The sequence below is a fragment of the Spinactinospora alkalitolerans genome (assembly GCF_013408795.1).
Lineage (GTDB): Bacteria > Actinomycetota > Actinomycetes > Streptosporangiales > Streptosporangiaceae > Spinactinospora > Spinactinospora alkalitolerans.
The window spans coordinates 4757232-4769794 of record NZ_JACCCC010000001.1; the positions used below are offsets into that span (position 1 = coordinate 4757232).

General features: G+C 72.0%; 11 protein-coding genes. 6 read left to right on the forward strand and 5 right to left on the reverse strand.

The window, feature by feature from the left end:
• Positions 1 to 160: 160 nt before the first annotated feature.
• Positions 161 to 1657, forward strand: a complete 1497-nt coding sequence (gene glpK, locus HDA32_RS21105; protein ID WP_179644862.1) for a glycerol kinase GlpK — start codon at positions 161 to 163, stop codon at positions 1655 to 1657.
• Positions 1658 to 1825: 168 nt separating this feature from the next.
• Complete coding sequence (locus HDA32_RS21110; RefSeq protein WP_179644863.1) at positions 1826 to 2575, forward strand: MIP/aquaporin family protein; 750 nt, start codon at positions 1826 to 1828, stop codon at positions 2573 to 2575.
• A 126-nt stretch (positions 2576 to 2701) separates the two neighbouring features.
• Here the strand turns inward: HDA32_RS21110 and HDA32_RS21115 are convergent, their stop codons facing one another.
• The 3 genes from HDA32_RS21115 to HDA32_RS21125 form a co-directional block, all read right to left on the reverse strand.
• Entirely contained in the window at positions 2702 to 3859 is a 1158-nt protein-coding gene (locus tag HDA32_RS21115; RefSeq protein ID WP_179644864.1) for a glycerol dehydrogenase, read from the reverse strand.
• Between the two features lie 136 nt (positions 3860 to 3995).
• The gene (locus HDA32_RS21120) at positions 3996 to 4307 is read right to left on the reverse strand and encodes a GNAT family N-acetyltransferase (protein ID WP_179644865.1); all 312 of its coding nucleotides are present in this window, start codon (positions 4305 to 4307) and stop codon (positions 3996 to 3998) included.
• Positions 4308 to 4345: 38 nt separating this feature from the next.
• On the reverse strand, positions 4346 to 5254 hold the full coding sequence (locus HDA32_RS21125; protein WP_179644866.1) for a 2-hydroxyacid dehydrogenase: 909 nt from the start codon (positions 5252 to 5254) through the stop codon (positions 4346 to 4348).
• Positions 5255 to 5469: 215 nt separating this feature from the next.
• Between HDA32_RS21125 and HDA32_RS21130 the strand changes: the two genes are divergently transcribed.
• On the forward strand, positions 5470 to 6357 hold the full coding sequence (locus HDA32_RS21130) for a diacylglycerol/lipid kinase family protein (protein ID WP_179644867.1): 888 nt from the start codon (positions 5470 to 5472) through the stop codon (positions 6355 to 6357).
• Between the two features lie 18 nt (positions 6358 to 6375).
• Here the strand turns inward: HDA32_RS21130 and HDA32_RS21135 are convergent, their stop codons facing one another.
• The gene (locus tag HDA32_RS21135) at positions 6376 to 7188 is read right to left on the reverse strand and encodes a TrmH family RNA methyltransferase (RefSeq protein WP_179644868.1); all 813 of its coding nucleotides are present in this window, start codon (positions 7186 to 7188) and stop codon (positions 6376 to 6378) included.
• A gap of 40 nt (positions 7189 to 7228) precedes the next feature.
• Complete coding sequence (locus tag HDA32_RS21140) at positions 7229 to 7735, reverse strand: hypothetical protein (RefSeq protein WP_179644869.1); 507 nt, start codon at positions 7733 to 7735, stop codon at positions 7229 to 7231.
• Between the two features lie 238 nt (positions 7736 to 7973).
• On the opposite strand from HDA32_RS21140, the gene HDA32_RS21145 reads away from it, so the two are divergent.
• From HDA32_RS21145 to HDA32_RS21155, 3 genes are all read left to right on the forward strand, one after another.
• The gene (locus tag HDA32_RS21145) at positions 7974 to 9680 is read left to right on the forward strand and encodes a substrate-binding and VWA domain-containing protein (protein ID WP_179644870.1); all 1707 of its coding nucleotides are present in this window, start codon (positions 7974 to 7976) and stop codon (positions 9678 to 9680) included.
• A 267-nt stretch (positions 9681 to 9947) separates the two neighbouring features.
• Positions 9948 to 11723 carry a substrate-binding and VWA domain-containing protein gene (locus tag HDA32_RS21150; RefSeq protein WP_179644871.1) on the forward strand — a complete coding sequence of 592 codons (1776 nt, stop codon included), beginning with the start codon at positions 9948 to 9950 and terminating at the stop codon, positions 11721 to 11723.
• A 364-nt stretch (positions 11724 to 12087) separates the two neighbouring features.
• Entirely contained in the window at positions 12088 to 12558 is a 471-nt protein-coding gene (locus HDA32_RS21155; RefSeq protein WP_312863270.1) for a hypothetical protein, read from the forward strand.
• The last annotated feature ends 5 nt before the right edge of the window (positions 12559 to 12563 follow it).

Here is a 12563-nt window from a genome sequence, read left to right on the forward strand (position 1 = left end):
GCTCGCCGGAGCCCGCCAGGCTTGACACGAACCGGAGACGTGAATCACACTGCCCAGTAATCGTACTACATTGTCGTACGCCATTCGAGATTGGTTCTGCCCGTGATGGCGTTCGGCGCAGCGTGTCCCACCCCACTTCTCCCCCGGAGGCGAGCATCGGATGACCAAGCACTACATCGCCGCGATCGACCAGGGCACGACATCGAGCCGCTGCATCATCTTCGATCGCGACGGCCGGATCGTCTCCGTCGGCCAGCGCGAACACCAGCAGATCTTCCCCCGTCCGGGCTGGGTCGAACACGACGCGACCGAAATCTGGACCAACGTGGAGCAGGTGGTGCGCGACGCGCTGGAGAAGGGCGACGTCGCCCCCGACGACCTCGCGGCGGTCGGCATCACCAACCAGCGCGAGACCACGGTCGTGTGGGACCGCGAGACCGGTGAGCCGGTGCACAACGCGATCGTCTGGCAGGACACCCGCACCGACGGGATCATCCGCGACCTCGCCGGCGGGGTGGGCCAGGAGCGCTTCCGCGAACGCTGCGGCCTGCCGCTGGCCACCTACTTCTCCGGCCCGAAGCTGCGCTGGCTGCTCGACGAGGTGCCCGGGCTGCGGGAGCGGGCCGAGCGCGGCGAGGTGCTGTTCGGGACGATGGACACCTGGCTGATCTGGAAGCTCACCGGCGAGCACGTCACCGACGTGACCAACGCCAGCCGCACCATGCTGATGAACCTGCGGACGCTGGAGTGGGACGCCTCCATCCTCGACGCCATGGGCGTCCCCCCGGCGATGCTACCGGAGATCAGGTCGTCGGCGGAGGTCTACGGCGAGGCACGCGGATTCCTGGAGGGCGTCCCCGTCGCGTCGGCGCTCGGCGACCAGCACGCTGCGCTGTTCGGGCAGACCTGCTTCGACCCCGGCCAGGTCAAGGGCACCTACGGCACCGGGACCTTCCTGGTGCTCAACACCGGGACCAAGCCCATCATGTCGACGAACGGGCTGCTCACCACGCTCGGCTACAAGATCGGCGACCAGCCGGCGGTCTACGCCCTGGAGGGCGCCATCGCGGTCACCGGCTCCCTCGTCCAGTGGCTGCGCGACAACCTCGGGCTGATCTCCAGCGCCCCCGAGATCGAGACGCTGGCCCGCACCGTCGACGACAACGGCGGGTGCTACGTCGTCCCGGCGTTCTCCGGCCTGTTCGCCCCGCACTGGCGCAGCGACGCGCGCGGCGTCATGGCCGGCCTGACCGGCTACGTCAACAAGGGCCACATCGCCAGGGCGGTCCTGGAGGCCACGGCCTGGCAGACCCGCGAGGTGGTGGACGCGATGAACACCGACTCGGGGATCCCGCTGACCACGCTGCGGGTGGACGGCGGCATGACGGCGGACAACCTGCTCATGCAGATCCTGGCCGACGTGCTCGACGTCGAGGTCGTGCGGCCGATGGTCGCCGAGACCACCTGCCTGGGCGCGGCCTACGCCGCCGGACTGGCGGTCGGCCACTGGCCCGACATGGAGACGCTGCGCGCCAACTGGCACAGGGCCGCGGAGTGGAGCCCGAAGATGAGCGCCGACGTCCGCGACCGCGAGTACCACAACTGGCAGAAGGCGGTGCAGCGGACGCTCGGCTGGGTCGAGCACGACAGCGAGTGACCGCACGCGGCCCGTGTCGGCCGCCCGGCCCGGCCGCTCGGCGCGGCCGGGCCCCGTACGAACCGCCGGCCCGCGCCGGCCGGATCCGGCGCCCCGCAGCGCCGGCCCATCCCCTTTTTCCCGGGGCCCGCCCCGGAGCGACTGCCCTTCCTGGCGGAGGTTCATCCCATGCAATACCTTGCAGAGTTCATCGGCACCGCGATCCTGGTCCTGCTCGGCAACGGCGTCGTCGCCGGCGTGCTGCTGAACAGGTCGAAGGCGCAAAACGGCGGCTGGATCGTCATCACGTTCGGCTGGGGCCTGGCCGTGGCGATGGCCGTCTACGTCGTCGGCCAGATCAGCGGGGCGCACATCAACCCGGCGGTGACTCTCGGCCTGGCCTCCATCGGCCAGTTCTCCTGGACGATGGTGCCGGGCTACGTCGCCGCCCAGATCGCCGGCGGCATCGCCGGTTCGACGCTGGTCTGGCTGCACTACCTGCCGCACTGGAGGGAGACCGAGGACGCCGAGGCCAAGCTCGCGGCGTTCAGCACCGCTCCGGCCGTGCGCAACATCCCGGCCAACTTCCTGGCCGAGGTCATCGGCACCTTCATGCTGCTCTTCGGCATCCTCGGCATCAACGGCAACGCCGGTCCGCTGGGCGAGGGCCGGGTGGACCTCTCCGCGCTGTTCGCCACGGGCCTGGCGCCCCTGCTGATCGGCCTGCTCGTGCTCGTGATCGGCCTGTCCCTGGGCGGCCCGACCGGGTACGCCATCAACCCGGCCCGCGACCTCGGTCCGCGCATCGCCCACGCCCTGCTGCCGATCGCCGGCAAGGGCGGCTCCGACTGGTCCTACGCCTGGGTCCCGGTCGTCGCGCCGGTGGTGGGCGGCGTGCTCGGCGCGGTGACCTACAGCCTCCTCGGCCTGCCGTTGTGACCACTCGGCCCGCGCGGCCGAGTCCCCGGCAAGCCCCGGCCCTCCCCTCCCCGGTCGGGGCTTGCGCGCCCTCCCCGGCCGCGCTCCCGGCCGGGGAGGGCGGCCGCCTCCGGACACCGCCGCGGTTCAGCGCCGCTCCGGCGCCTTGGGTTCGGGAAGCCCGCTGCCCGCACGGACGCTGCGGCCGAGGCGCTCCACCGCTTTGAGCGCGTCGAGGAGCTCGGCCTCGGTGACCGCGAACGGCAGGTTGTGGATGGTCTCCTCGGGTGCCATGGTCGCCCGCACCACCGTCTTCAGCACGTCGTCGCCGGCTTCGCCCAGCCCCGCCTCGGTCAGTGTCGTCGGCAGCCCGACCCGCGCGGTGAACTCGATGAACTCCCGGACCTCCGCCGTCGGCCGCCCCTCCAGGATCAGCTGGGTGATCGATCCGATGTTGACCTTCTGGCCGTGCGCCAGACCGTGCGTCTCCTCCACCGCGGTCAGACCGTCGTGCACGGCGTGGGCCGCGGCCAGTCCCCCGGACTCGAACCCCAGTCCCGACAGCAGCGTGTTGGCCTCGACCACGGCCTCCACGGCCGGTGTCACCAGGGAACCGCGCACGGCCTCGATCGCGGGGAACGCGAACTCCCACAGGATGTCCCACGACAGCCGGGCCAGCGCCGTGCCGGCCCGGGTCGCGACGCCCCCCGCCATGTTCTCGGCGTTGGACTGCCCCACGGCGCGCGCCTCGATCCACGTGGCCAGCGCATCTCCGATGCCGGCGATGAGGAAGCCGACCGGGGCGTTGGCGACCAGCTGGGTATCGATCAGCACGAGGTCGGGATTGCGGGAGTAGAACCGGTAGGACTCGAACGCCCCTTCCTCGGTGTAGATGACCGACAACGCGGAGGTGGGCGCATCGGTCGATGCGACGGTGGGAGCGCTCACCCAGCGGATGCCCGCGTCGTCCCCCGCGGCTTTGGCGGTGTCGATGGCCGTCCCGCCGCCCAGCCCGATGACGACGTCGGCCTCCTGATCGGAGATGACACCGGCCACGCGCCCGATCTCGCGCCGGGTCGGCAGTCCGCCGAACCTCTCAAAGGAGACCGGCAGCCCGGCCCGCTCGAACGACGACGTGATGGTGGGCTCGGTCAGCTCCCGGACCACGTCGTCGGCCAGGATCAACGGTGCGGAACCGATCGTGGCGACGCGGGGACCCAATTCGGAGAGCGCCCCCCTGCCCTGGATGTAACGCGCGGGCGATATCAACGACCGCAGTGCCGAACCGGTTCCGGAGTCGGTCATGACCTGGCTCCTCTCTGATCAGGTGTTCTCCTTGATCAGCCACTGACCGCTCCCTACGCGGCCAAACCGGATCAGTCGGCACACCGCACGCGCCCTGCCTGCGCAGACGAAAGGAGTCCGGGACCCGGCCGGCGGGTCAGCCGGACTCTTCGACGAAGCAGCGGTGGGAGGACGCCACCATGGGAAGGTACTCGGGGTGGCGGCGGATGTATCCCGCGATGAACGGGCAGGTCGGAACGGTCGTCCGGGCGCGGCCGCGCAGGTCGTCCAGGGCGGACCGGGCGAGCCGCCCGCCCACTCCCCTGCCCTCGTAGGCGGAGTCGACCTCGGTGTGCAGGAGCTCCACCAGGTCCCCTGAGGCGCGGTAGTCGATGAAGCCCGCCACCGATCCGTCCAGCAGGATCTCGTAGCGGGAGCCGTCCCTGTTGTCCCTGAACTCTGGTTCCATGCACGGGAGCGTAGCCGCGCCGAGTCCGGCGAAACCCCTCAGCCCGCGCCGGGGCGCACCCGGTTCCGCAGCGGTTCGCCCGCTGCCCAGCGTCGGAGCTGCTCGTCCACGAACCGCCGGGCGCGGGGATAGAACGCGGCCGAGCCTCCCGCGACGTGCGGAGTGAGGTACACGCCGGGCGCCTCCCACAGCGGGTGGTCGGCGGGCGGCGGCTCGGGGTCGGTCACGTCCAGGGCCGCGCGCACGCGGCCCTTCTCCGCGATCAGCGCGGCGGTGTCGATGACCGGCCCGCGGCCCACGTTGACCACGAGCGCGTCGTCGCGCAGCAGCGCCAGCTCCTCGGCGCCGATCAGCCCCTCCGTCTCGGGGGTGTGCGGGGTCACGACCACGACGATGTCCGCGGCGCCCAGCAGTCGGTGCAACTCCTCGATGCCGTGGACGCCGGAGTCGGGCCGGGCCCGCCTGGCCAGCCGCACCACCTCGGTCTCGAACGGGCGCAGCCGCGCCTCGATCGCCGCGCCGATGCTGCCGTAGCCGACGATGAGGACCCTGGAGTCGGCCAGCGATCGGGTGAAGTGCGGCCGCCATACGTGCCGCCGCTGGTCGTCGGCCCACCGGGGCAGCTCCCGCTGGGCGGCCAGGGTCAGCGCGACCGCGTGCTCGGCGGTGCTCGCGTCGTGCAGGCCGCGCGCGTTGCACAGCTCGACGCCCTCGGGCAGCACGTCGAGCACGTGCTCGTAGCCCGCGGTCAGCAGTTGCACGGCGCGCAGCCGGGGCATGCGCTCCAGCAGTCCCACGGCCTGCCGACGGGCATAAGGCACGACGTAGAAGGTGACGTCGGAGAGGTCAGCCGGCGGTTCGGAGTCACCGTCGTAGACGTCCACGCGCAGCGCCGCGGCGGCGTTGTCCCTGTTCTGCTCCCACGGCACCAGCACCCGTCCGTCCACGGATCCCCCCGCTTCCTCGCCTTCATGCTCGCTCCAGGGACGCTACCACCGTGGGAGACGGGCCACTCCCCGCCGCCGGGCAGGCGTAAGTGCGCGGAGACGGGGCATTGGCCAACCGAGCCCGGACCGCCCGGCAGAATGGAACCGAACCGGCGCTTCGGGCCCTGCGCTCACGCCCTTCCCACTCGTACTCCCCGTGTCCCTGGAGGCCCAGCATGCTCGTGATCAGCAACGCCAAGGCCGGCGGCAACGAGGAGGCACACCTCCGGGCCGCCACGGCGGAACTGGCCGTCGCGGGCGCCGAGGGGGTCGAGGTCGGCTACTCCGAAACCCCGGACGAAATGGACGAGCTGCTGGACCGCGGCCACGAGATCCTCATCGTGGCCGGCGGGGACGGAAGCCTGCACGCCCTGGCCAACGCCCTGTACCGCAGGGGCGAGCTCGCCGAGCGCACCGTGGGGCTGATCCCGCTCGGCACCGGCAACGACTTCGCACGCAGCCTGGGCATCCCGCTGCAGGCCGAGGCCGCGGCAAAGGCGTTCCTCACCGGCGGGACGCGCGCATTGGACCTGTTCGTCGACGACGCCGGCGAGGTGACGGTCAACGCCGTGCACCTGGGCACCGGCGCCGACTCCAGCCGCGAGGCCGCGCGGTGGAAAAGGTCGCTGGGCCCGGTGAGCTTCCCCGTCGGCGGGCTGATCGCGGGCTGGGCCGCGCAGGGGTACCGGATGCGGGTGGAGGCCGACGGCAGGACGGTGATCGGCCCGCAGCACAAGGTCCTCATGGTCGGCCTGGCCAACGGCCGCTTCATCGGCGGCGGCGCCGGCACCCTCGACCCCGACGCCCGGGTCGACAACGGCGTGATCAACCTGGTGATCTCGCGTTCCCGCGGCTTGTGGCGGCGCGTCGCCCACGGCGTGCGCCTGCACCGGGGCACCCACCCCATGGAGATCGACGTCCACCGGCACCGGGCGCAGAGCGTCTCGATCCGCAGCGAACCCGTGACGGCCAGCAATGACGGCGAGATCACGGAGGGCGTCACCGGCCGCACCTGGCGGGTGCTGCCGGGCGCGTGGAACTTCGTGGTGCCCAAGCCGGACTGAGCCGGGAACGCGGGGGCGTCAGCGGCGCACGAGCTCGTAGCAGGCGATCGCGGCGGCCGCGGTGACGTTGAGGGAGTCGACGTCGCGGGCCGCCATGGGGATGCGCACGCGCGCGTCGGCCTGTTCCAGCCAGCGCGACGACAGGCCGTCGCCCTCGGTGCCCAGCAGCAGCGCGTGCCGAGCGTCCGGTGCGGCGTCGGCCAGCGCCTCGGCGAGCGGCACCGACCCCGGTGCGGGCGTCAGCGCGAGCAGCCGGAACCCCTGTCCGCGCAGGGCCTCCAGCCCGCCGTACCAGTCCCGCAGCCGGGTGTGGGCGAGCGTGAAGACCGCCCCCATGGAGACCTTGACGGCGCGGCGGTACAGCGGGTCGGCGCAGCGGGGCGCCAGCACGATCGCGTCGATGCCGAGCCCGGCGGCGCTGCGGAAGATCGCGCCCACGTTGGTGTGGTCGACGATGTCCTCCAGCACGACCACCCTGCGGGCGCCGCGCAGCACGTCTTCCAGGTCGGGCAGCGGCCTGCGGTGGAACGAGGCGAGCGCGCCGCGGTGCAGGTCGAAGCCGACCAGCCGTTCGGCGACGTCCTCGGCCACCACGTAGACCGGGGCGTCGAGGCGGTCCAGGACATCGGCCAGCGCGGCCCGCCGCCGCTCGGTCAGCAGCACCGACCGGGGCACGTAGCCGGCGCGCAGCGCCCGCCGGATGACCTTCTCCCCCTCGGCCATGAACAGCCCGTGCTCGGCCTCAAGGCTCTTGCGCAGGTTGACGTCGCGCAGCCGCACGTAGTCGGCCAGCCGCTCGTCACTGGCGTCGGGGACCTCGATGACGTTCACGGCCCCATTGTCGTTGATCGCGGCGGGCCGCGCGGCGCGGCTATTCCAGCCGGTCGGTCAGCGGCTTGAGCCGCTGCCAGCGGGCCTCCTCGCAGGAGCCGGCCCGCGAGACCTCGGTCTCAACTTCGGCGCCGTTCCAGGTGCCGACGACGGTCGCCGTCTGCGGGCCGTAGGTCATGTCCGTGCAGATGGAGCCGGGCGAGACCTCCTCGAAGGGGGTCGGCTCCTCGTCCTCTTCGGCGCGCGCGGCCAGTTCGCCGCACGCGGCCGGGTCGGTGGCGGGGTCGCCGGTGCAGGCGAGGCTCTGCTCGTAGACCTCCTCGCCGTCGTCGACCCGGATCCGCAGGGACCCCACCGGCCCGGAGGGGATGTCGCTGAGCCCGCTCATGGTGTGCACTCCCTCGGCCGCGGACGGGGGTGTCGGCAGGGACACCAGGGAGGCGCCCACCACCGCGGTGTAGACGACCGCGCCGCCGAGGCAGAGCGTTCCGAGCACCGCGGTACCGATCGTGCCGGGGGAGGCCCGGCGGGAGTTCACCTTGGACATGTTCGCCACTCTACGAAGTCGTCTGATTGCAAAGGGCCACATCGAGATCTCGTCCCGGTTCGGCCGCCCGTTGCGCGGTCCCCCCTCACGCGCGAACAGGTTCAGCATCCTAGCGAGGAATCCGACGGTCCTTCACCTCGCCCAGCGGTTTGATCACGACTCGTGTCCCCCTCTTCTCTGCGGGGTTACCAAACAGTAGGGTCACGGACCAAGCAGGCGTTCGAGTACCGGAGACGATGTGACCACCGGACGACACCGCACCCCCGAGAGGGCCCGTGCCGCCCTGACCTCGCCGATCGGCGTCACCGCCGCCGTCGTCGGGCTCATCGCGGTGCTCAGCGTGGCCGCACCCCTGGGCGCACGCTACCTGGGCTGCGGCGAAACCGCCTATTTGCGCGTGGCGTCGTCCCTGAGCATCGCCCCGGTGCTCCAGCGCGCCGCCGACGAGTTCAACGACCAGGAGCACGACTACTCCGGAACCTGCGTCTACGCGCAGGCGACCGAGGCCGGCCCGCACCTGATCATGACCCGGCTCTCGGGCGGCCCGGCCGGCGAGTCCACGACCACACCCGATGTCTGGGTGCCGGAGTCCTCGGCCTGGGTGGAGCTGGCCCGCATCTCCGAGACCGGCGCGCGCACCATCGAGACCTCGCCGCGCTCCCTGGCCGGCTCGCCCGTTGTCCTCGCCGCCCCCGAAGGGGCCGAAGGGATTCCCGGGGCCACCGAGGCGAGCTGGGAGCTGGTGCTGCCGGGCGGGCGCGAGCCCGACCGCCCCCTGGTCATGGTCGACCCCAACCGGGGAGCCGACGGGATGGTCGCGATGTACGCGGTCCGCCGGGAGCTGGGGACCGGGGACGAGGCCGACGCCGCCATGACGGAGTTCGTGCGCGACGTGCAGCTCGACACCGCGTTCGGCGCGATCGAGCCGGCTGGCGTCTACTCGGGTCCGGTCGAGGCGGCCCCCGTGACGGTCCTGCCCGAGCAGGCCGTCTGGCTGTACAACAGCCGCGGCCCCGAGACTCCGCTGGAGGCGCTCTACCCCATCGAGGGCACCGTCAGCCTCGACTACCCCTTCGTCTCCACCTCCGACGACCCGCGCATGCGCTCGGCGGCCGACGACCTGTACGAGATCCTGGAGCGGCCGGCCTACCGCGAGCACCTGCGCGAGCTGGGCTTCCGCGAGCCCGACGGCACCGCGAGCCCGACCGTCGCCGACGGCGAGGGCATCGTCGCCTCGCCGCCGGAGACCGGTGACGACCTCACCGGCGACGCGCTGCTGGCATCGGTGGAGGACTGGAACAGGCTGTCCATGCCCACGCGCGCGCTGGTGCTGGCCGATGTCTCCGACGCCATGTCCACCGACCTCAACGGGGGACCGACCCGCCTGGAGGTCGCCGTCGAAGCGGCCGAACTGGGGTTGTCGCTGTTCCCCGACAACACCGATCTGGGCCTGTGGCTGCTGTCGTCCCGCCTGGGCGAGAGCGGCCGCTCGGAGGCCGAGCCGCTCGCCCCGCTCGGTGGGACCGGGGACGAGGCCGACACCACCCGGCGCGAGGAGCTGCGGGAGATCGCCGCGGGCATCGAGGTGGAGGGCGGCGAATCGCGGCTCTACGACGGCGTCCTCGCCGCCTACCGGGAGATGCGGGACTCCTACCACGAGGACAAGATCAACAGTGTCATCCTGCTGACCGCCGGCCGCGACGGCGGCTCCAGCGACATCTCCCACGAGGAGCTGGTCGCCGAACTCCAGGACGGCTTCGACCCCGACCGGCCGGTCACGATGTTCATCATCGCCTTCGGGGACCAGCCCGACAGGGCGGAGCTGTCCGAGGTCGCCGCGGCGACCAGCGGCACGCTCTACGTCACCGACGACCCCGCCGAGATCGGCGACATCTTCCTCGGTTCGGTCTCGCGCCGGCTGTGCGTGCCCGACTGCGACAACTGACGTCACCCCATCCCGACATCCCGTCACCGAAACGCCCAATGCATCACGATTCAGACACGGAAAATCCCAGCAGGGACCGCTGTTCACGCATGATCGATCCGGCCGAAGACCCGACTTCACCGGGTCTTTGCGCCCGGAAGCACCGGGCCGGGCGGCGCCGCGGCGCCCCGCCCGCGCACCGCCCGCCTCTTTTTCCGGGATGCCGACTTCAGTACCGTTCCGGTCTGAACCCGTCGGTAACCGGTATCAACCCCCCGTGAGGACACCTTGGGACGCCACCGCGGAAACGCAGACGCAGACGAGGCCGACTACCCGCCGCGCCGCTCCGGCCGGAGCCGTCGCCGCCGCGGCAGGGGCGGTGCCTTCGTCGCGTTGGCGGCCGCCTTCGCCATCATCATCGGCCTGGGCATCACCGGCTGGGTGCTGATCGACCGCAGCGGCGGCTGCGGCGGCCAGGACGTCCCGCTGAGCGTCGCGGCGGCGCCCGAACTCGCCCCGGTGCTCACCCAGGCCGCCTCGGCCTTCAACAGCGAGAACCACGGCGTGGAGGGCCGGTGCGTCCGGGTCGAGGTGCGCGGCGTCGACTCGGCCAACGTCGCCTACGGGATCACCGGCGCCGGCCCGACGATCGGCGACACCGACTCCGACGTGTGGATCCCGGACTCCAACCTGTGGCCCAAGATCGTCAAGCGCGACTCCGGCGAGGCGACCGTCACCGACACCGGCACCTCGGTGGCCCGCTCCCCGCTGGTCCTGGCCGTACCGGAGAAGGCAGCGGAGAGCGCCGAGGAGGCCGGGGAGGCCCCGTCCTGGCAGAACCTCGTCCCCACCGGGGAACCCGAATCCGGCGACTACGACGTGCGCCTGATCGACCCGGTCCGCAGCTCCTCCGGCCTGGCGACGCTCGCGCTGATCCACGGCGCGATCGGCGGCGGCGAGGAGTCCAAGCCCGCTCTCATCGCCGCACTCCAGGCGCTGCAGCAGGGGGTGGCCGCCGATGAGGAGGCCGCGTTCAGCTCCCTGAGCGGCGGGGAGGACGGCGACAGCACTCCCGTCATGGTCATGTCCGAGCAGGCGGCGTGGCGCTACAACTCCGAGCACGGGGACTCCGCGGCCCGCGTCAGCTACCCCGAGGGCGGCAGCTACACCCTCGACTACCCCTATGTCCTGCGCACCAGCGACCCGCTCGTCCTGCAGGCCGCCGAGGAGTTCCGCACCGCGCTGACCGACCCGCAGACGCAGGAGTCGATCCGGGCGGAGGGGTTCCGCTCCTCCGACGACCAGGCCGACACCGGCGTGCTCAAGGAGGAGTCCGGCTTCCGGAGCGAGGCCCCGGAGAACCTGCCCACGCCCAGCGACAGCGCCGTGGACTCGCTGATCCAGGCGTGGAACCAGCTCAAGCTGAACAGCCGCGTACTCACCGTGCTCGACATCTCCGGCTCCATGGCCGAGCCCGTGCCCGGCACCGGCATGACCCGCATGGGCGTCACGTCCCGGGCGGCGGTCGAAGGCCTGACCCTGTTCCCCGACGACGCCGAACTCGGCCTGTGGGAGTTCTCCGTCCAGATCAACAACGACCTGGACTACCGCGAGATCCTGCCGGTCGAGGCGCTCGGCGCCGACGTGGACGGCGGGACCCAGCGCGACGTGCTGAGCGGCGCACTGTCCGAGGTCGAGCCCAAGCCCGACGGCGACACCGGCCTCTACGACACGATCCTCGCCGCCTACCGCGAGATGTCGCGCACCTACAAGAGCGATCGGGTGAACACGATCCTGGTCCTCACCGACGGCAACAACGACGACGACCAGAGCGTCTCGCTGGACCAACTGCTCGCCACGCTGAAGGAGGAGCACTCCCAGAGCGCTCCGGTGTCGGTCATCTCCATCGCCTTCGGCCCCGACATCGATCCCGAGCCGCTGCGCCAGATCGCGCAGGTCACCAACGGCGCGGCCTACAGCACCGACGACCCCACCGAGATCGGTGAGATCTTCCTGAAGTCGTTCGCGCTGCGCATCGACGAGGGCGGGGACGAGGAGCAGTGACCGGCGGGCGTGCGTGGCCGGGTCCGGCCACGCACGCCCGTCGGCGTCGTCCCCGCACCGATGACACCGGACAGATAGATCATCCTTGCCCAGTCGGTGACACCTATGGACTTACCGGGCGTCTTCGCGTACTCAGAGGGTTGCGGAAAACTTGTGAACTCGCTGAGAGGTGGCCGCCGTGGCCAACGCGTGGATGCCCGGTGCCGGACGGATTCGCGGTAGGACGCCTGGGGGGACGCTCCAGGGCGGTGCGCCACGCGCCGTTTGGCAGACCACCGAATCCGACCCGGGAGCACTGTCCGCGCGGGCCGTCGCTCAGCGCCTGGACAGCGACGGGGGCACCGCCCACCTGGTGTGGAACCCCGTGACGGGAGAGACCGCCCAACTGCTGCCCGCGACGGCCGCGGCCCTCGGCCAGCTCGCCCTCGGCGGGGTGGACCGCGCCGGGGAGGGCCGGGTCTGCGTGCTGATCCAGGTGGTCGGCCACGCCCTGCTGCCCTTCACCGACGGGCCGCTCATCGGACTCGACGCCATCCTGCGCTGGCTCGACTCCTGGGAAGTCCCCCGCTGCTGGCCGGCCGGCCCCCCGGCGACGGTCCCCGCCTCCTACGCCCAGACCGGGAATGAACGGCTGTGGGCGCGCGGAGGGCACTTCGGCCACTCGCAGGTACCGGAGTCGCGGGCCGGAGGCCCCGGAGGGATCGATCCAGAGCGGATCCTGGGCAGCGCGGCCCCCCGGCAGCGCCCCGGGCCGCCGCAGTCGGACGCGGCCCCGCTCCCCCAGGTCCGGCACAGCAGGAACGGGCTCCGACCCCATGCGACGGCCGCCCCATAACCCCG